The 19323-nt window shown below is 38.2% G+C and carries 22 protein-coding genes; 12 read left to right on the forward strand and 10 right to left on the reverse strand.

Annotation, left to right across the window (positions count from 1 at the left end; genetic code table 11):
• Positions 1-91: 91 nt before the first annotated feature.
• On the reverse strand, positions 92-967 hold the full coding sequence (locus tag N0B48_RS04480; RefSeq protein ID WP_259837044.1) for an aldo/keto reductase: 876 nt from the start codon (positions 965-967) through the stop codon (positions 92-94).
• Positions 968-1219: 252 nt separating this feature from the next.
• Here N0B48_RS04480 and N0B48_RS04485 point away from each other — a divergent pair, with 252 nt between their 5' ends.
• Complete coding sequence (locus tag N0B48_RS04485) at positions 1220-1654, forward strand: GNAT family N-acetyltransferase (RefSeq protein ID WP_259837045.1); 435 nt, start codon at positions 1220-1222, stop codon at positions 1652-1654.
• A gap of 1 nt (position 1655) precedes the next feature.
• A complete protein-coding gene (locus N0B48_RS04490) occupies positions 1656-2123 on the forward strand; it encodes a GNAT family N-acetyltransferase (RefSeq protein WP_259837046.1) in 468 nt (155 codons plus the stop codon).
• Here N0B48_RS04490 and N0B48_RS04495 read toward each other — a convergent pair.
• From N0B48_RS04495 to N0B48_RS04505, 3 genes are all read right to left on the reverse strand, one after another.
• Complete coding sequence (locus N0B48_RS04495; protein ID WP_259837047.1) at positions 2076-2996, reverse strand: LysR family transcriptional regulator; 921 nt, start codon at positions 2994-2996, stop codon at positions 2076-2078. The genes N0B48_RS04490 and N0B48_RS04495 overlap by 48 nt on opposite strands.
• Positions 2997-3222: 226 nt before the next feature.
• Entirely contained in the window at positions 3223-4152 is a 930-nt protein-coding gene (locus N0B48_RS04500; protein WP_259837048.1) for an alpha/beta fold hydrolase, read from the reverse strand.
• A 178-nt stretch (positions 4153-4330) separates the two neighbouring features.
• The gene (locus N0B48_RS04505; protein ID WP_259837049.1) at positions 4331-5077 is read right to left on the reverse strand and encodes a metallophosphoesterase family protein; all 747 of its coding nucleotides are present in this window, start codon (positions 5075-5077) and stop codon (positions 4331-4333) included.
• Between the two features lie 191 nt (positions 5078-5268).
• On the opposite strand from N0B48_RS04505, the gene N0B48_RS04510 reads away from it, so the two are divergent.
• The 5 genes from N0B48_RS04510 to N0B48_RS04530 all read left to right on the forward strand — a co-directional run bounded on the left by N0B48_RS04510 (position 5269) and on the right by N0B48_RS04530 (position 9650).
• On the forward strand, positions 5269-5883 hold the full coding sequence (locus N0B48_RS04510) for an NAD(P)H-dependent oxidoreductase (protein ID WP_259837051.1): 615 nt from the start codon (positions 5269-5271) through the stop codon (positions 5881-5883).
• Entirely contained in the window at positions 5883-6170 is a 288-nt protein-coding gene (locus N0B48_RS04515; RefSeq protein ID WP_259837053.1) for a putative quinol monooxygenase, read from the forward strand. The genes N0B48_RS04510 and N0B48_RS04515 overlap by 1 nt, the downstream gene beginning before the upstream one ends.
• 79 nt (positions 6171-6249) lie before the next feature.
• Positions 6250-6924 (forward strand): type 1 glutamine amidotransferase domain-containing protein, encoded by a 675-nt coding sequence (locus N0B48_RS04520; protein WP_259837054.1) that lies wholly within the window; start codon positions 6250-6252, stop codon positions 6922-6924.
• A gap of 691 nt (positions 6925-7615) precedes the next feature.
• A complete protein-coding gene (locus N0B48_RS04525) occupies positions 7616-8599 on the forward strand; it encodes an aldo/keto reductase (protein WP_259837056.1) in 984 nt (327 codons plus the stop codon).
• A gap of 79 nt (positions 8600-8678) precedes the next feature.
• Positions 8679-9650 (forward strand): cyclase family protein, encoded by a 972-nt coding sequence (locus tag N0B48_RS04530; RefSeq protein ID WP_259837058.1) that lies wholly within the window; start codon positions 8679-8681, stop codon positions 9648-9650.
• A gap of 84 nt (positions 9651-9734) precedes the next feature.
• On the opposite strand, the gene N0B48_RS04535 is transcribed toward N0B48_RS04530, so the two are convergent.
• From N0B48_RS04535 to N0B48_RS04545, 3 genes are all read right to left on the reverse strand, one after another.
• A complete protein-coding gene (locus N0B48_RS04535; protein ID WP_259837060.1) occupies positions 9735-10178 on the reverse strand; it encodes a carboxymuconolactone decarboxylase family protein in 444 nt (147 codons plus the stop codon).
• Between the two features lie 4 nt (positions 10179-10182).
• The gene (locus N0B48_RS04540) at positions 10183-10617 is read right to left on the reverse strand and encodes a DoxX family membrane protein (protein WP_259837062.1); all 435 of its coding nucleotides are present in this window, start codon (positions 10615-10617) and stop codon (positions 10183-10185) included.
• A 63-nt stretch (positions 10618-10680) separates the two neighbouring features.
• Positions 10681-11253 carry a Crp/Fnr family transcriptional regulator gene (locus tag N0B48_RS04545; protein WP_259837064.1) on the reverse strand — a complete coding sequence of 191 codons (573 nt, stop codon included), beginning with the start codon at positions 11251-11253 and terminating at the stop codon, positions 10681-10683.
• Positions 11254-11318: 65 nt separating this feature from the next.
• On the opposite strand from N0B48_RS04545, the gene N0B48_RS04550 reads away from it, so the two are divergent.
• A complete protein-coding gene (locus tag N0B48_RS04550) occupies positions 11319-11708 on the forward strand; it encodes a DUF1304 domain-containing protein (RefSeq protein ID WP_259837065.1) in 390 nt (129 codons plus the stop codon).
• Positions 11709-11924: 216 nt separating this feature from the next.
• Here the strand turns inward: N0B48_RS04550 and N0B48_RS04555 are convergent, their stop codons facing one another.
• Positions 11925-12302 carry a winged helix-turn-helix transcriptional regulator gene (locus N0B48_RS04555; protein WP_259837067.1) on the reverse strand — a complete coding sequence of 126 codons (378 nt, stop codon included), beginning with the start codon at positions 12300-12302 and terminating at the stop codon, positions 11925-11927.
• Positions 12303-12393: 91 nt separating this feature from the next.
• On the opposite strand from N0B48_RS04555, the gene N0B48_RS04560 reads away from it, so the two are divergent.
• The gene (locus N0B48_RS04560; RefSeq protein WP_259837069.1) at positions 12394-13383 is read left to right on the forward strand and encodes an NADP-dependent oxidoreductase; all 990 of its coding nucleotides are present in this window, start codon (positions 12394-12396) and stop codon (positions 13381-13383) included.
• A gap of 3 nt (positions 13384-13386) precedes the next feature.
• Positions 13387-13857 carry a cupin domain-containing protein gene (locus N0B48_RS04565; RefSeq protein WP_259837072.1) on the forward strand — a complete coding sequence of 157 codons (471 nt, stop codon included), beginning with the start codon at positions 13387-13389 and terminating at the stop codon, positions 13855-13857.
• Between the two features lie 201 nt (positions 13858-14058).
• On the opposite strand, the gene N0B48_RS04570 is transcribed toward N0B48_RS04565, so the two are convergent.
• Positions 14059-14520, reverse strand: coding sequence for a thioredoxin family protein (locus N0B48_RS04570; protein WP_259837074.1), 462 nt, complete (start codon positions 14518-14520; stop codon positions 14059-14061).
• On the reverse strand, positions 14517-16586 hold the full coding sequence (locus N0B48_RS04575) for a TonB-dependent receptor plug domain-containing protein (RefSeq protein WP_259837076.1): 2070 nt from the start codon (positions 16584-16586) through the stop codon (positions 14517-14519). Before N0B48_RS04575 ends, N0B48_RS04570 begins: the two co-directional genes overlap by 4 nt.
• Positions 16587-16707: 121 nt before the next feature.
• Between N0B48_RS04575 and N0B48_RS04580 the strand changes: the two genes are divergently transcribed.
• Together N0B48_RS04580 and N0B48_RS04585 are read left to right on the forward strand one after the other, a co-directional pair.
• Entirely contained in the window at positions 16708-17895 is a 1188-nt protein-coding gene (locus N0B48_RS04580) for a homogentisate 1,2-dioxygenase (protein WP_034728577.1), read from the forward strand.
• A 26-nt stretch (positions 17896-17921) separates the two neighbouring features.
• Complete coding sequence (locus tag N0B48_RS04585) at positions 17922-19196, forward strand: acetyl-CoA hydrolase/transferase family protein (RefSeq protein ID WP_259837079.1); 1275 nt, start codon at positions 17922-17924, stop codon at positions 19194-19196.
• The last annotated feature ends 127 nt before the right edge of the window (positions 19197-19323 follow it).

A 19323-nucleotide genomic window follows, 5' to 3' on the forward strand; every position in this document is an offset into this window, starting at 1 on the left:
ATATCCCGCAGATTAAACTGATTTAACAGGATTCTATTAAAATCTGTATAATCCATTTGATCTGCGGGACAATAAATATTGAGCAATACTCTTAAATATCAGCTACAACGTTTAGCATTTTTTCCTCCCATTCAGGATCTTTCGGATCAAAGAACAGTCTTTTTCCGGTATCTAAAGAACGGACCATATTCATTTCGTCTGCACTCAGTTCGAAATCAAAAACATTAAAATTTTCTTCAATTCTGGAAGGCGTCACCGATTTTGGAATCACCACAAACCCTTCCTGAAGGTGCCATCTTAAAATCACCTGAGCCACCGTTTTATTGTATTTCTCAGCGATTGCTTTTAATTCAGCATTGTTCAGAAGATCTGCATTTCCGTTTCCAAGCGGACTCCACGGCTGTGTGATGATATTATTTTCTCTGTTATACACCTGAAGTTCTTTCTGCTGAAAAACCGGGTGAAGCTCAATTTGATTAATCACTGGAGAAACCGTTGAATTTGCTTTTAACTCTTCTAATTTTTCAACCGTAAAATTACACACCCCGATAGCTTTGATTTTTCCTTCACTGTATAATTCCTCTAAAGCTTTCCAAGTTCCGATGAAATCTCCGTAAGGCCAGTGGATCAGATACAGGTCCAGATAATCCATCTGAAGTCTGTCCAGTGTTCTCTGAAATGCTTTTTTTGCCTGCTCGTAGCCATGATCCTGCACCCAGACTTTTGAAGTGATAAACAGCTCATCTCTGCTGACACCGCTATCTTTCACCGCCTTTCCTACTGCCGTTTCATTCTGGTAAATGGCTGCCGTATCGATCATTCTGTATCCTGTCTGGATGGCTTTATCCACCGCTCTTTCACATTCTTCCAGATTCTCCATCTGCCAAACTCCAAAGCCTAAGGCCGGAATATCCACCCCGTTATTTAAGGTCACTACAGGCTGCCCTGTATATGTTTTGTTTTGCATAATTTTTAAATTTCAATTTTAATATTAATGTATAGCCTAACAAATTTGCGATAAAAAATCGGGAATACGACTTACCATTTTTACTGTTTTCAAAGTATTGGGAGACTGTTAACAGATATTTTTTGTTTTTAACTGTTCAGTCTTTTTGTTTCCCAAAAAATCAACCCTCCTCAAAGAAGTTCCCAATTTCTAACCTCCAAAATCTAACCTCTAACTTCTATTTTTTCTTATTTTTGCACGAAATTCAAAGCAATGTCACATTCAATCAGATTAGCACACACAGAAGATTACCCAAGAATTATGGAGATCTGGGAATCTGCTGTACTGGCGACCCACGATTTCCTTGCTGAAGAGGATTTTAATTATTTTAAAGAAGTTATTCCGAGAGATTATCTTCCCAATCTGGAAGTTTATTTAGTGACGGAAAATGACAAGGCAGAAGGTTTCGCTTCCGTAGCAGAAGGCAATCTGGAAATGCTTTTCATTCATAATGAAGTACGGGGAAAAGGATACGGCAAAAAGCTGTACGAGTTTATGAAAGAGACAACAGGTTTGACTAAAGTTGACGTCAACGAACAAAATCCTAAGGCCATCGGGTTTTACGAGAAAATGGGCTTCAAACAGATCGGAAGATCAGAAAAAGACGGTTCAGGAAAAGACTATCCTATTATTCATATGAGCCTTTAAAATGGAAAAATTGACAATTAGAAAGATAGATCCGGCTTCAGCTATTCCGTATGAGCTTTTACTGCTTGCAGATGAAACTGTGGATGCTATTAATCGATATATTTTTGATTCTGATATTTATCTTTTAAATGATGGTGTTCAGGATATTGCTGTGATCGCTTTGTATCAAAATAGCAGCACAGAACTGGAGATTAAAAATATGGCGGTTATTGAAAGCCACAGAAGTCAGGGAATCGGCGGCATTCTTATGGATAAAGCTAAAGTAATTGCTAAAGAAAGCGGCTACACAACTTTAGCCGTAGGTACCTCAGATACGGGATTTCAGCAAATTAAATTCTATGAAAAGAATGATTTTATAAAAAAGGGAGTACGTAAAAATTTTTTTATAGAAAATTACCCACTCCCTATTTATGAAAACGGATTACAGCTGTGCGACATGATCCTTCTTGCTCATGACCTTTCTGAATAATCCTTTGATATGATCGATTTCAGACTGATAATTTGTTTTCTTTCTGCAACCGAAATACAACGTATTTTCAAGTTTTTTCTCGCCTTCCCAGATCAGCTTAAGATCTCCGTTTTCTATTTCATTTTTGCATAGGAAATCGGGAACTACAGCCAGTCCGGTTCCGCCTTTCAGACAACGGATAATTGAGTTTAAATTCGGAACAATATAATTCGGACGGAAGTTTGGTTTATGACCAAAATTCATGATCCAGAACTGAAAAAGATGTTCCATATCTCCCGTTGTTCCGTACCATTTTTCCTGCTTCAGCCATTCCTCGATATGTTCAGTTCCTTTAGTATGCACTACTTCCTGAAAACTTTCCTTATCTACATTTTTTCCGCCTACCAGAATAATCTGTTCAGAAGAAAATGCTTCGTGTTCGATATTGGGAGAAACTCCTTTTTTAGGAGTAATAATAAGATCCAAAATCCCTTTATCCAGCTGGTCCAGCATTTCCGGATACTGCCCAAAACTGATAATCAGGTTAAAAGGCAGAGTGGAAACATATTGTTCCAAAGTCGTCTGAAATGTTTCAAAACACATCCCAACACTAATCGTAGGCGTCAGTTTTTCTGTAGACTTCTGAAAATTCTTTTCTACATCTTCCAGCCTGCCAATCGGATCAGAAACTGCATTGAATAAAACCTTTCCTCTTTCGGTAGGAATCATTTTCCTTCCGGTTCTGTCAAATAATTTATAGCCTACGTAAGCTTCCAGTGAGCTTAAGTGGAGACTTACTCCGGGCTGCGAAATAAACAGGGAATCTGCAGCACCCGTCAGTGTTCCGGTTTTGTATATCGCTTTAAAAGTGCGGTACCATTCTAGATTGACCATAACTTTAATTATTAATATTCTGATACAAAGTTACGGAATAATTATTACAGTGATAGAGGAGATGGATGGGAGTTGGAAGAAGGAGGATGGAAGTTTATGGTCTCCCAAAGTACAACTGAAAGCCTTTTTATTTTTTTTAGCATATCCTTCATCGATCTTTAGGATAGCCGTCAGAAATTATATATCCTGCCACAACTTCCATCCTCCCTCTCCCCTCTTCCAGCCGCTATTTCAACAACGTCATAATCGTATTCTGAAACTTTTCCGGCTCATCTTTATGGATCTGATGCCCTGATTTTTCAAATAAAAACAGGTCTTTCTTAGGTGCTTTTACCTGCTCAAAATATTGTTTTGTAATAGCAGTAGAGGTTTGAATATCATTTTTCCCTACGAAAAAATAGATCGGACAATTCACTTTCTTTAAAGTCTTCGGTAAATCTATTTTCATGACTTCATTCCAGGCTGGCGACCATGTTTTAGACCATTGAAGGAAACCTTTTTTGAAATCATCACTGGTGACATTTTTTTTACCGTCTTTATAAAAAAGCCATTTTCTAAGGTAAAACAAATCTTCATCTATCGTAAACGGAATATGCACGCTTGCCAATTCTTTGCTGGCAACAGGATCTTCTTTAAAATGATTTTTTAAAACAGTAAGCAGTTCCTTTTCACTGGCCAGCTGACTGATCACAGGATTGACTGCAAAATAAGCATGCAAAAGTTCAGGATGATTTCTGACAATGTAAAATCCTAAAGCATTCCCCCAAGAACTTCCCAGCAAGTATACTTTTTCCTGCTTGAGCTGCTTTCTAAGAAAATTGATCACTTCAAAGGTATCTTTCCCCATCAACTCAACGGATGGCTGAACCGGAGAAGGGTTTAATGCCAATGTTTTTCCTGCATCTCTCTGATCCCACTGAACAATGGTGAATTTATTTTTTAAAATATGGGTAAAAGAATCCGCATTTTTCATCATTGAGCTTCCGGGGCCTCCTGATAAAAAGAGAAGTATCGGCTTAGTGGAATCATCGGTTTTAATTTCGATGGCTTGTTTTATTCCGCCAATTTCGGGAGTGAGAATAGTGTCAACTTTTACGGCTTGTGCTAAACAAAATACTGATAATAGTAAAAGAATAAACAGGGCTGTTTTTTTCATGATTTCTAAATTTTAATAATCTGATGCAAAGATGAATCAGAAAATTTCCAGAAAAGTCCGGATAAAAAAAGTCGAACTGATTTTAACGGATAAAATGAGTTCGATCTTCTGCAAACCAACGTTCGACTATTTACAAATTACTAAAAATCAATAACTTGAATTTAATTTGGAGAATATTTCAGAGCATCAAAGCTTTTTCATTTCTTAAAAAATCAGCATAATAATTGGGAATTCCGCTTTCTTCTATGGCGTGAACGGTTTCTTCAAGCGGATAAGCGATCTGTACGATTTCCGGAATAATCTGTTCTTCATTCATTGTTAAAACCAGATAAGAAGCCAGGCGGTTTTCTTCTTTGGAACGGCCTACAGAACCACAGTTTATGGCCCATTTATTATTTTCAAAAGATTTTTTAAATGACAAATGAGTATGTCCCATGACAACGATATCGGATTGAGACTCCTTGAGCATAGTTGCAAAAACCTCATCATTCTCCGATTCATACAAATAAGTATCATTACTGGAGAGGCTTGAATGCACAAGCTGAATACTCCAATGCTTTTTCCCTACTTTATAGTTTAATTTTAAATGAAAAGGAAGTGCGGATAAAAACTTTTTGTTCTCTTTCGTAATATGCTGTTTGGAATGATCAATCGCAATGAATCTGGCCTCTGTTTCTTCCTGAGAATGTTTTGATAAAGGAACTACGGGAATATCAAAAGCAATTCTTTCATCATGATTCCCCATCAGGCAGGGAATGTTGAGATGCTTTATCTTTTCAGTGACTTCATTTCCCCATGGAGCAAAATCTACCAGATCCCCCAGACAGAATTTCTGCTGAATTCCCCTCTTCTTTATATCCTCAAGTACCGCATTCAGCGCAGGAAAATTTCCGTGCACATCACTAAAAACCGCAATCTGTATCATATCCATTCTATTAATCATAACAAATTTACTGGAGACGTGGGACAATAGAATCAATAAACTGTATGATATTTCACATGAATGACAAAATTTAAACTATCAGTATTATAATACTTAGATATAATTCATGCTATTTTTATTATACAACACCGCGAACTAACTTTGCATCATAAAATTTAAACAATCATAAAAAAATGAAAAAAGTATTGATCATTAACGGAGGACAGAATTTCGGACATTCCGGAGGAAAATATAATGATACCATCGCTCAGAATACTTTGGAAGTACTGGAGAAATTCGGAAATATAGAAGTTAAGACCACTCAGGTCTCAGAAGGCTTCGACAAAGATGAGGAGGTAAAGAAATTTGTATGGGCAGATTTTATCATCTACCACACTCCGATCTGGTGGTTCCAACTTCCGAACGGTCTTAAAAAATATATCGATGATGTTTTCACAGCCGGACATGCCAAAGGAATCTATATGAGTGACGGAAGAAATGCAGAAAATCCGGAAATCAATTACGGAACCGGAGGAATGCTTGGCGGAAGAAAATATATGGTGACTAGCAGCTGGAATGCTCCAAAAACCGCTTTTACCCTTCCCGGAGAATTTTTCAATGAAACAAGTGTAGATAATGGACCTTTATTTGGTTTTCATAGAATGAATGCCTTCGTTTCCTTAGAAAAAATGGAAAGTTTTCACTTCCATGATGTAGAGAAAAACGCCAATATAGAACGTGACATGAAGCTTTACAGAGAGCATCTTGAACAAGTTTTTGCACAGGAATTAAAACCACAACTAGCCTAATGAAAATATATCTTACAGCAGTAATCAAAGCAAAAGAAGAGCACCGTAATGAAGTTCTGGAAGTTCTTCAGAATATGGTCAAAGAAACCCGAAAAGAAGATGCGTGCGAACTGTACAGCCTTCATCAGGGAATCGAAGACAAAAACCAGTTTATATTCTACGAAATCTGGAAAAGTGATGAAGGATTGGCGTTACATAACCAACAGCCATACATTCAGGCTTTCGGAGCAATAATAGACGAAAAATTACAGGAAAAACCACAGATTTACACTACCCATATTCTTTAATATGAAAAAATTAGCATTTTTATTGGTAACCCTATTGACGATAGTATTTGTTCAGGCACAACACCAAAAATCTAAACGTATGAAAAAGAAAATTTTATTCGTCGTGACCAGTCATGATAAAAAAGGGGATACGGGAGAAGATACCGGATATTATCTGGGTGAAGTTTCTCATCCATGGGAAGTTCTTCACAAAGCAGGATATGAAATTGATTTTGTAAGCCCAAAAGGAGGAACTCCACCGGTAGACGGATTTGATTTAAAAGATCCTGTCAACAAAGAATTCTGGGAAAACAAAGAATACAAAAATAAAATCGATCATTCTTTACAGCCTTCTCAGGTGAATCCGGGCAATTACAGTGCAATCTTCTACGCAGGAGGTCACGGTGCGATGTGGGATTTCGCTGACAATACGGAATTAGCTGTTATTGCATCAAAAATTTATGAGAATGGCGGAATTGTAGCAGCCGTATGTCACGGCCCTTCCGGTTTGGTCAATATTAAACTGAACAACGGAAAGTATCTGGTAGACGGCAAAAAGATCAATGCTTTTACCAATGAAGAAGAAGCTGAAGTCAAATTAACCAACGTCGTTCCTTTCCTTCTGGAAGATAAACTGAAAGAGAGAGGCGCAAAATTTGAAAAATCAGGGCTTTGGCAGAACCATGTGGTGACAGACCAGAGAGTGATCACAGGACAGAATCCTCAGTCTGCAAAAAGTGTAGGTGAGGCGATTTTAAAGGAACTTAATCAATAATCTTTTTTTAAACTACAAAAGTCGCAAAAGTTTTTTCAACACTTAAGTTATTTGAAGTTTAAACGCTTTGTGAATAGAAAGATCACATAAGTTCTTTAAAAATCAAAGATTTTTATAATGAATAATAGATGTAAAAAAATCAAATATTTTCAGCTAAGTGTTCTATGCGAAATATGCAGTATTAAATTTTATCGCAGATAAAATCCTAGCGTCTTAAAGCAGTCGAATTGGAAAAAACTTGCGTCTTTACGATGACCAACAACATGCGTAAACATCTGTGAAAATCTTTGAAATCCATGGTAAAAAAACAACCACAAAAGTCGCAAAAATTTTTACACTTAAGTTATTTGAAGTTTAAACGCTCTGTGAAAAGAAGTTCACATAAGTTTTAAGAAAAAATCAAAGATTTTTATTCTGAATAATAGGTATAAACAATGTTGAAATAAAGTTGGATAAACGCAAAGGCTGAACAGGAATGGGGACATTTTAAGGCGCAAGAAAATCGAAGATTTTCAGCTAGGGTGATGATGAGATTGCCTCGTCGCTGTGCTCCTCGCAATGACAGCGGTATTCAATTTTATCGCAGATAAAATCCTGGCGTCTTAAAGCAGTCGAATTGGAAAAAACTTGCGTCTTTGCGATGGCCAACAAAATACTTTGCAGTTTAAAAATTAAATAAATAATCAAAAAAATGGAATACAGAAAATTAGGAAATACGGAACTGGAACTGTCTGCAATTACTCACGGAGCCTTTGCTATCGGAGGAAATATGTGGGGCGGCAATGAAAAACAGGATTCCATCAATTCAATTCATGCTTCATTAGACCATGGCGTAACCTCTATTGATACGGCCCCTTTTTACGGTTTCGGACTCAGTGAGGAAATGATCGGAGAAGCCATTAAAGGAAAAGACCGTTCGAAAATTCAGTTATTAACCAAATTCGGTTTGGTATGGGACGGCAGCAATAACGAGAAGGGAGAATTTTTCTTCGATGCTGAAGATGAAGGCAAAACACTTCCGGTTTACAAATACGCTTCAAAGGCTAATGTCATCAAAGAAGTGGAGGAAAGCTTAAAGAGACTGGGAACAGATTATATCGATCTTTTACAGCTTCATTGGCCGGAAAGTACCACCCCAATCTGTGAAACAATGGAAGCCATGGAACTTTTGATCCAGCAGGGAAAAGTTCTTGCAGCAGGAGTAAGTAATTATACCGTTCCCCAAATGCAGGAAGCCAACAGAACACTGCATTTGGTGAGCAATCAGGTTTCATACAGCATGCTGAACCGTGCTATTGAAAGCGATCTTGTCCCGTATGCTTTGGAGCACAATTCAGGAATCATCGTCTACAGTCCAATGGAAAGGGGTCTTTTGACCGGTAAATATTTCAAAGAGGATAAATTAAAGGACAATGACCACAGAAACGGTTATTTTTCACAGTTTGATTTAAGTAAAGTAAAAAATTTCTTAGACAAAATAGAGCCTATTGCTCAGGAAAAAGGGGCTTCCCTTTCACAACTTGTGCTAAGATGGACTACATTGCAGCCGGCTATTACCGTAGTTTTGGCAGGAGCCAGAAATGCACAACAAGCCATTGATAATGCGAAAGCAATGCAAGTAAACCTTTCTCAGGATGAATTGAATTTCATCAATACAGCGCTAAGCGAAATTTAATCTTGCATCATCAGTAAGCTTTCTCCTGTGAGACGGTTTACTGATTTTCTCTCTTTTACACCCATACAATATAAAAAAAATGAAAAAGAATCTGATCATAATGTTCGGGTTGGTCATTCTATTGGCCATCAGCAACATCGACATAAAAGCTCAAAACCTCAGCATTAACCCCAATGATAAATCCTGGTATCCTTCTGTTTACGGAGCTACAGATGAAATAGGAGCCGCGAATCTATTAACTGCGGAAGTAGTAAAACAGGCCGTAGGATTAGTAAAGCAAGGTAAAACACTTCCGTTGGCTGTTCCTATCGATAAAAATCTGCCGGCTTTCAGACACAGAAGTTTTAATCTGTATAATATCCAGCCCGGTGAACAGGGCGGAAAAAGCATCGGGCCCAATAAATTCACCTTCAATGACGAACTTGTGAATGGATGGACAGGCGTTGGAACCCAACTGAACGGCATCGGACATATCGGAATTGATAACATCTACTACAACGGAAATAAAGCCGTTGATTTTGTAACGGTAGAAGGCGTAAAGAAATTAGGCATTGAAAAAGTTCCTCCTTTTGTGACCCGTGGTGTGGTTTTAGATATGACCGCTCATTACGGAAAAGACATCGTTCCGGGTGGTACGGAATTTACAACAGCAGATATTAAAGCCGTTTTAAAGAAACAAAACATTACCCTTAGAAAAGGAGACATTGTACTGTTCAATACCGGATGGCTGGAACTGATCGGTAAAGACAACCAGAAGTTTTTAGAAACAGAACCGGGGATTGGTATGGAAGCAGCACAGTGGCTTGCTGAGCAGGGAATCGTCGCTTTCGGTGGTGATACTTGGGCTTCAGAATTGTATCCCAACCCAAAATCTAAAGAGGAATTCCCGATCAACCAGTTTATGTTGACCAAAAAAGGAATTTATAATCTGGAACTGATCGACAGCCGTCCATTGGTGAAAGATAAAGTCTGGGAGTTCTTATTCGTTCTGGGACAACCTTTATATGTAGGATCTACTCAGGTCAATATCAATCCGGTCGCTATTTATTAAACTTATTTCTTCTAATTTTTATAACTAAAAAGAGCTCTTCAGTTGGTGAAGAGCTCTTTTTAGTCAATAACTTTAAACGGAAAACTATTTGGCAACAGGTAAGTGAGTACTTACAGCAATTCTGTTCCATGCATTGATGGTGACAATCGCCATAATGATCTGTGCAATCTGTGCATCATCAAAATACTGTTTTGCCTTTTGGAAAGTTTCTTCTGAAAGTCCGTTCTGGCTGATCAGGGTAATTTCTTCCGTCATCGCTAAAAGCACCTGCTCTTCTTCCGTGAAAAAGTCTTTGGCCTCTCTCCATCCTTCAAGAATAAAAATTCTCTGCGTGGTTTCTCCGTATTTAAGAGCATCTTTAGTGTGCATATCAAGGCAGAAAGCACATTTGTTGATCTGTGAAGCTCTGATTTTAATTAATTCCTTTTGAATGTGGTTTAATGAAATCGTCTGAAGATATCCTTCCAATCCCATCATTGCTTTGTAAGCAGCTGAATCTACTGTGGCAATATTTAATCTTGCGCTCATAATACTATTTATTTTTGTTGGTTAAATGATCTATACTAAAAGAATACTTTGGCTGAATGGCCAGTAAAAATGCTCCGGCACTTCCTACCCAGACCGAGTAATCCAAAGGAGCTTTAACGCCTAATGCCATGGTCATGGACAAAGCAAAGACCAGCAGAAGCAATCCCGCTCCGTAAGCTCCAATCCTAGTTTTCCAGCCTATAAGAAGCATCAGTGGAAAAAGTATTTCAAAAAAAGTCGCGGTATAAGCTGAAAACCTACTTAAACCTTCGGGAAGAAAAAAAGTAAGTTTTCGGGTGTATGTTTCAAAATTCTCCCAGTTTCCCCAGGCTGAATTTTTGCCCCAGAAACCGAACCGATCTGCCACAGCGGAAAGCATGGTTACAGAAATGGCAAGTCTTAAAAATAATTGCGGAAACTGAATATTTTTGTCTGTCATGATATTGGCTTTTAATAACATGACAAATCTCCGACTTATAATCGGTAAAAATCTTAAACTGGTTTAAGAACGTAATTTTGCCCTGATTTCACTGAGATATTCCGGCGTAAGATTTAAAAACGAAGCAATCAGATATTGAGGAATTCTCTGAATAAACCATGGATATAAAGTACTGAAATGGACATACAATTCTTCTCTTGACATTTCATACAGATAACGGATCCTTCTCTCCGAAGCAGCATAAGCCCTTTGATAAATCATTCTGAAATACCTTTCCATGATCGGATGCTTTTGCAGTAAAAGTTCCTGTTGCTGAAGATCAATAACCAAAACCGTAGAGCGCTCCACCGCCTGAATACAGAAATCTGATTTGATCTGTCTTTCATACGCGAAAGTATCCGTGATCCACCAGTTTTCTATAGCAAATTCAGTGGTCTGTTCTGCCCCTTTCTCATTCACAAAAAACTTTCTCAGACAGCCCACAGACACAAAATACATCGATCTGCAGATCTCACCACTAAGCATCAGACTCTGCTTTTTTTTCACTTCTATTTCCTGGAAAAAAGAAAATATAGAAGCGTATTCTTCATCGGTGATTGTAATAAATTTATTTAAATGCGCTTTGAAAGTATCCATCTTTGCAATTGAATACCCAAACTTAACTTTATTTTTTTAGTTTTACAATTACAAAATAGTAAATCATGGAACTCATTGCTAAAATTCTCATCGCCATCGTTGCGCTGGAACATATTTATATCCTGTGGATGGAAATGTTCGCGTGGGAAACCAAAGGAAAGGAAGTATTTAAAGCGGCACTGCCGGCGGAAATGTTTAAACCTACCAAAGGCCTGGCTGCCAATCAAGGGTTGTATAACGGTTTTCTTGCCGCAGGATTGATCTGGTCATTGTTGATTGAAGATTCGAAATGGCAAACCAATGTCTCGCTATTCTTTCTAAGCTGTGTGGCGATTGCCGGAATTTATGGAGCTATTACAGCGACCAGAAGAATATTTTTCGTACAGGCATTGCCGGCAATACTGGCGATCATTGCAGTAGTTTTGAATCATTGTTTTCAGCTTATACAGAGATAAATTTTTAACGATAAAATTGAATATTTACAGTCATTGCGAGGACCGAAGGGACGAAGCAATCTCAGAAAAAAGACAGATTTGAGATTGCTTCACCTAAAGGTTCGCAATGACAAATAATTCCGCGCAGATCGCGCTGATGACACAGATCTTTTCTTTGAAGAATAGTCGTAGACCCCAAATCTTTAAATCCTTAAATTCTTCAATCTTTAAATAAAACTAACTCATCGACTCTTTGATCTTCTCCCGATGAATAATTCCCCAATTCACCAAAGTTTCCGTTACCGGCAAAACTGATTTCCCATATTCTGTCACAGCATAAGCTACCGTGATGGGTTTTGTGTCCTGAATAGTTCTTGTGATGAGAAGATTTACTTCCAATTCTTTCAATTCTTTGCTGAGCATTTTAGCAGAGATTCCGGTAATGCCCCGCTGCAGCTTTTTGAAATGAATCTGCTGATCGGTTCTGTTGGTCAGATATCGGATAATCATCAGTTTCCATTTTCCACCTAAAACATCCAGACTGTCGCGCATTGCAAATAATTCTTCGGTGCAGTTGGCTTCTCTTTCTATTCCGTTTTCTATGATTTTTGCCATAATAGTTTCATTAAGGTAACTAGTTACCAATAGTTAACTGGTAGCAAATATAAACTATTCTCTTTTTACATTTGTCTATCAAATTACTCATATGAAAGCTATTATATTAGATGAAAATTTCCAGCTCGGAGAAGCTGAGATAGAAAAACCCAAGCCGAAAAGTCATGAAGTTTTAATCCGGATCAAAGCCAGCGGTTTTAATCCTATCGATTATCAGATGATTGAAAACGAACTGGAAAGGAAACTCCTTAAATCACCCATTTTAGGCCGTGAAATGTCAGGAATTGTTGTTGAAAAAGGTGCAGATGCCCATGAGTTCAACATTGGAGACGAAGTATTCTGCGGAAGCGGCTCGATGGGAAGTAACGGTTCCTATGCTGAATTCATTGCTGTTCGTGAGGCTATTGTTGCCTTGAAACCTAAAAGTATTTCTTTCGAACAGGCCGCGGCTATTCCTTCGGCAGGACTTACAGGACTACAGACCGTCAATCGTTTAAAACTAAACGAAAATGATACCATCTTAGTAACCGGAGCAACAGGTGGAGTCGGTTCTTTTGTTATTAAATTTTTAGTAGCCAATCAATTCCAAAACATTACAGCGACCGTTGGCAGTGAAGAAAACAGACAAATACTCCTCGGATTGGGCCTTAAAAATCATCAGATCATTAATTATAAAGATGAAAACCTTACCACTAATCTTTTAAAAGCCAACAATGATCAGCTTTTCGATTTCGGAATTGATCTTGTGGGAAATTATATGTCTGAAATCACGGCAGATGTTTTGAAAATTAATGGTACTTACGTGGATGTAACCGCATTAATCTCGAAAGATGCTCATGAAACCCTCTTCAACAAAGGAACCGTGATCATGAATATCTCCAATTACTCCTACAGCATGAACAAAGACTATCAATATTACAAAGGAAATTTAGAGAAGATTTCAACACTTATTGAAAACGGAAAAATCAGTGCCCCAAATTATAAAACAGTAGGAGATCTTTCTCTGGACACGGTTTTAAAAGCCCACTCCCTTCTTAAAAACAATCAGACTCAAGGTCATAAACTTATCATGAAACATTAATATATGAACAAAATACCCAGACGTGTCATAACAGGAATTAAGGATGGAAAATCTGTCATTATAGAAGATCAGCAGACAGAAAATGCCGTGGAGCATCTTCCCGGCCTTATTATTTCAGATATTTGGAATACACAAAAAATACCTGCAGGACTGGATTTTGAAACCCGAATCCCCAATACCGGATTTCCACAGACTCCCAAAAACGGAACCTATTTCCGCTATGTGGTCATTCCACCGGATAAAGACCTCGGCGTTGAATTTAAAGCAGGAGAACCACATCCAATGATGCATAAAACTCCAACGCTGGACTATATTATTATTCTTTCAGGGGAACTTTATTTAATTATGGATGAAGGCGAAACGCTTCTGAAACCGGGAGATATTGTTATCCAAAGAGGAACTAATCATGCGTGGAGTAACAGGTCGGATGAGCCTTGTATTCAGCTCGCTGTACTTATTGATGCGGAACATTAGATTTAAAATTGAAGAATTTAAAGATTTAAAGATTTCTCCGCAGTTTAAATACTTCACAAGAGAGAAAAATCTGTGTAAAACCGTCTGTCATTGCGAACCTTTAGGTGAAGCAATCTCAAATCTGTCTTTTTTCTGAGATTGCTTCGTCCCTTTGGTCCTCGCAATGACTATAAGGCCATTACAAAATAGAATTAAAAAAAACTACAAAGCAGAAATCTCCAAAAGTTTCTGCTTCATGGTTTCAGGTGTCAATAGCCCTTCATGATAATACACCAGTTTTTGATTCTTATCAAGAACAATCCACAAAGGATAAACAGGCTGGTTTTTATTTTTAGACAAAGCCAGCGCCAACTCATGAATTCCGGCACTTCCATTAGAGAGATATCCAAATTCACGTCCCTGGAATTTTATTTTTTCTTTTGTTTTTTCAGCTTCAAAATTGACCATATAAAAATGTTCATTGATCAGATCTACCGTGGCCTGATCTTTATTTAAGGTATGCTTTTCCATTTTACAGACCGAGCACCAGTCTGTATAGAGATGGATAATCGTTGGTTTCGGATCTTTTTTCATCGATGTTTCAAGATCAGAAAAAGTGCCTGTCTTCATCTGAGACAGATAAAAACAGGGCACTAACATTAAAAATAAAATAAAAGTTTTCATTTCAAAGTATATTTTACCCCCAGAAAACCTCTGATTCTCTGCATCGGCGCATAGCCATAAGCAGTGTCAAAAGTATAATGGTTCGGGTTGCTTATAGGATCGTCTGCATATTTATCAAACGGGTCAAACGGTCTCATCAAAGGGTCTTTCGGGGTAAAATTGAAGAGGTTTTTAATCCCGCAATACACCTCAAAACCGGATTTGAAACTTTTTGAAACCTGAATATTCGCTAAAGAATAGAATGGTGAATATTCCGGGCGGTAGTCATTGGGCAGTATTGGAAGTCTCATAGGTCCGTAGAATTGTCCTGTGAAGTCTACTGTCAGATCATTTGCAAACTTATATGAAAGATTGTAGGTTCCACTCCATTTCGGGGCGTGTAATTGCTGTGATTTTTTATTATCGTTATCAAATTTCTGATAAACGTCAAGGTAGGTCACTCCTAAATTAACACTCAAAGGAAAGCTGAAACTGAAATCCACATTCATGGAAGCACCTCTTGAAATCCCGTATCCGTGAAGGTTATCGTAAATAATTTTATTCGGATCGGTATCAAAATCGCCTACAATTTTATTACTGAAATATGTGTAAAATGCAGAAGCATCCAGCTGAATCATTCGGCTTCCCACCGGAATTTTCCAAATGTAGTTTAAATTTCCGTTGACGGATTTTTCAGGTTTTAAATCAGATTTAATGAGAACTTCTCTGGAACCGGTCAATGCTGCATGATCTTCTGTAAACAGATTCACGACTCTGAATCCCGTTCCGAAATTGAACCTTAATGTATGATAAGGATTCGGAGAAAATTTCCATGCAAACCTCGGTGAGTGCACTTCATGATGGATTTTATCATAATCAAAACGGTAACCTACCAATAAAGTATGCTGATCACTAATTTCCCACTGATCCTGAACAAAAGCTCCCCAGATCGGCGATTTCATCGGTGCATTGGTGATTCCGTCGCCAGATAAAGTTCCCGGTGTATTGTCGTCATAGAATGTTCTTTTGAAAGTCACACCTCCCGTCAGGTCATGCTTTCCAAGCTTTTTACTCCAATAGGTTTGTGCAAAAGCTACTTTCTGAAGGGCATCGTACGGATTGCTCCCATAAAAAGAATTCTGATCATGATAATTATAAGAAAACTGGGTGACAATATATTCTTTCAAAGGCCATTGATAAAGCCCGAAAACCTCTGCCCTGTTGGTATAAATACTTTCACCATACACATCACTGCTTCCGCGGTGAGATCTGTCCCACTGCATTTCTCCTCCAAATCGGTCTTCATATAGATATCTCAAAGCAAAGCTCGCCTGACGGTTTTCCTTTCTCTGAAAATTCCATTTATTGAAAACAGAAACTCTGCTCTGCAAAGCTGAATCCGTGAAATTGTCTTTATTCTGGTCTATCTTTTCCTTAAAACTGAAATAATTTAAGCTTAACAAAGAGGCTGCATTCTTCCCAATATTAAATTTCGTTGAAACATCAAAATTATTTTCACTCCAGGTGCTGGTCATCATGTCTACACTCAGCTTCGGTGCAGTCAGTGCATTTTTAGTGATAATGTTGATCACTCCACCCATCGCTTCAGAACCGTAAATAGAAGAAGCCGGACCTTTTACCACTTCAATTCTGTCGACAAGACTGTTGGGAATTCCACTCAGTCCGTATACGGTAGAAAGTGAACTTACAATGGGCATTCCATCAATCAGGATCATCGTATAAGGACCTTCCAGTCCGTTGATATGGATATCTCCCGTGTTACATACCGAACAGTTCAGCTGAGGTTTTACCCCATTCACCATGGCAATGGCTTCAAAAATGCTCGGTGTAGGATTTTTTTGGAAAAATTTCTGGCTGTAAACTTCTACGGCTACAGGACTTTTTGATCTGCTGAAAGGTTTTATAGTTCCGGTAAGAACCACATCATCAATGGTACTCATCTTGATTTTCGGTTTTGAAACAACAGATGAGTCTTGCTTTATTTTGGATTGTAAACTCAGGCTGTCGGTCTCCTGAGAAAAACAATAAGAGGATAAAAGGATAATAGAAAATAGTATTCGCTTCATGAAATTAAAATTGTTAGACAAATCTAACAATTATTTTTGAATTACAAAACACCATGACAAATGTTGTTAGAATCAATTCACGAAAAATGATTAAATTTGAGAAACTAGATATAAAAGTACTATGAGATATCATCAGGCGGGAAACATCCCACAAAAAAGACATACGATTTTCAAATCACCGGAAGATAAATTTTACTATGAACAGCTTTTCGGAACGGAAGGTTTTCACGGAATTTCATCGCTGCTTTATCATACCCACCGTCCTACGCAGATTAAATCTATCGGCGAACCGAAAGATGTGACACCAAAAATTGCGGTAGAAAAGAATATTGCTCCGAGAATGTTTAAGGGAATGAACGTAACGCCGGAAGATGATTTCATGGACAGCAGAAAGATCCTTCTGATGAACAATGACCTGAAAATGGGATTGGCGAAACCCAGAAAGTCTATGGATTATTTCTACAAAAATGCTGAATGTGACGAGCTTTTATACGTTCACAACGGAACCGGGATTCTGAAAACTTTTGTAGGAGACCTGGAATTTGTCACAGGTGATTATCTTATTATTCCGAGAGGAACCATCTATCAGGTGGAAGTGAACTCAGAAGACACGGTATTTTTCGTGCTTGAAAGCCACTCTCCTATTTACACTCCGAAACGCTACAGAAATGAATTCGGACAGCTTCTTGAACATTCTCCGTTCTGCGAAAGAGACATGATCGCACCGGTTTTTAAAGAGCCTAAGGATGAAAAAGGAGAATTTTTAATTAAAGTAAAAAAAGAAAATCAGATTACAGATTTCATCTACGCTACGCATCCGTTTGATGTTGTAGGATGGGATGGATATTTTTATCCTTATAAATTCAATATCAAAAACTTTGAGCCAATCACCGGAAGAATTCACCAACCACCACCGGTACACCAGAATTTTGAAGGTCATAATTTCGTAGTCTGCTCGTTCTGTGCAAGAATGTACGACTACCATCCAATGGCTATTCCGGCTCCTTACAACCACTCCAACATTGATTCTGATGAGGTTCTGTTCTACACGGAAGGAGATTTCATGAGCCGTAACCATATCGACCTTATGGACTTTACTTTACATCCAGGAGGAATCGTACACGGACCTCACCCGGGCGCTATGGAAAGAAGTATCGGTAAAAAATTCACTGAAGAATATGCGGTAATGGTAGACCCTTTCCGTCCGTTGAAAATCACGGAAGAAGCTTTGAAAGTGGAAGATCCTTCCTACAAAACTTCATGGCTGGAAGAGTCAGACAAAACCATGGAAGACCGTTCTCAGGAATAAAAAAATCATTCATAAAAAATTTCATTATGTACAATTATATTAGTGCAGAAGAAGCTATATACACTGTAAAAAGTGGAAATCGTGTATTTTTCCACGGGAGTGCGTGTACTCCGAATTATCTTATTGACGAGCTGGCAAGACAGTCTCACCGTCTGGAAAATGTAGAAATGGTTTCCATTACCCAGCAGGGAAATGTAGAAATCGCAAAACCTGAATACAAGAATAGTTTTTTTGTCAATTCTCTATTCGTATCAACCCCTGTGAGGGATGCGGTGAATTCTGAGCGGGGAGATTTCGTTCCAGTTTTCTTAAGCGAGATCCCTATTTTATTCAGAAAAAACATACTGCCGCTGGATGTGGCTTTAGTTACCGTTTCTCCACCGGACAAACATGGTTTCTGTACTTTGGGAACCTCTGTAGACATCGCAAGAGCAGCTGTAGATACCGCAAAACTTATTGTGGCTATTGTCAATCCTCTGATGCCGAGAACCCACGGCGACGGAATGATCCACATCAGCAGAATCCATAAGCTGGTCTGGCATGAAGAGGAACTTCCAACCGTAGACTACGGTTCAAAAGTTGGTGAAGTAGAAATGCTTGTTGGTAAAAATGTAGCGGAACTGATCGATGACAGATCTACACTTCAAATGGGCATCGGAACGATTCCTGATGCTGTTTTGAAATGTTTAACGAATCACAAGGACCTTGGTGTACACACCGAAATGTTGAGTGATGGAGTGATTGATCTGATTCAAAGTGATGTCATTAACAATAAGTATAAAGGCTACCATGATAATAAAACGATCACAAGTTTCTGTTTCGGAACCAGAAAACTCTATGACTACGTAGATGATAATACTGTCTTTGATTTTAAAGATGTAAGCGATGTAAACTTCCCTATTAATATCATGCGAAACAAAAAGATGGTTGCGATCAATTCGGCCATTGAAATTGACCTTACCGGACAGGTTTGTGCAGATTCTATCGGAACCTTACAATACAGTGGAATCGGTGGTCAGATGGACTTTATGAGAGGGGCTGCATTGAGTGAAGACGGAAAACCGATCATCGCGATCACTTCAAGAACCAAAAAAGGGATCTCAAGAATTGTTCCTTTTCTTAAACAGGGCGCTGGAGTCGTGACTACAAGAGGTCACATTCACTATGTTGTGACAGAATATGGGACTGCTTATTTATATGGTAAAAATCTCCGTCAGAGAGCTCAGGAGCTGATCAGCATCGCACACCCGGATGACAGGGAGATGCTGGAAAGAGCTGCTTATGAACGGTTTAAACAATAAAAATATTAATATCAGGTTTTTCTCATGAATAAGCTTTGCGAGAAGAACCTGGTATTATTAACAAAAACAAGATGAATCTTAAAAAAGCTTTAACATTTTGGCAGTGTTTTTGATAAACTCATCTAAA

The sequence above is a fragment of the Chryseobacterium herbae genome (assembly GCF_025154075.1).
GTDB classification, from domain to species: Bacteria; Bacteroidota; Bacteroidia; order Flavobacteriales; family Weeksellaceae; genus Chryseobacterium; species Chryseobacterium herbae.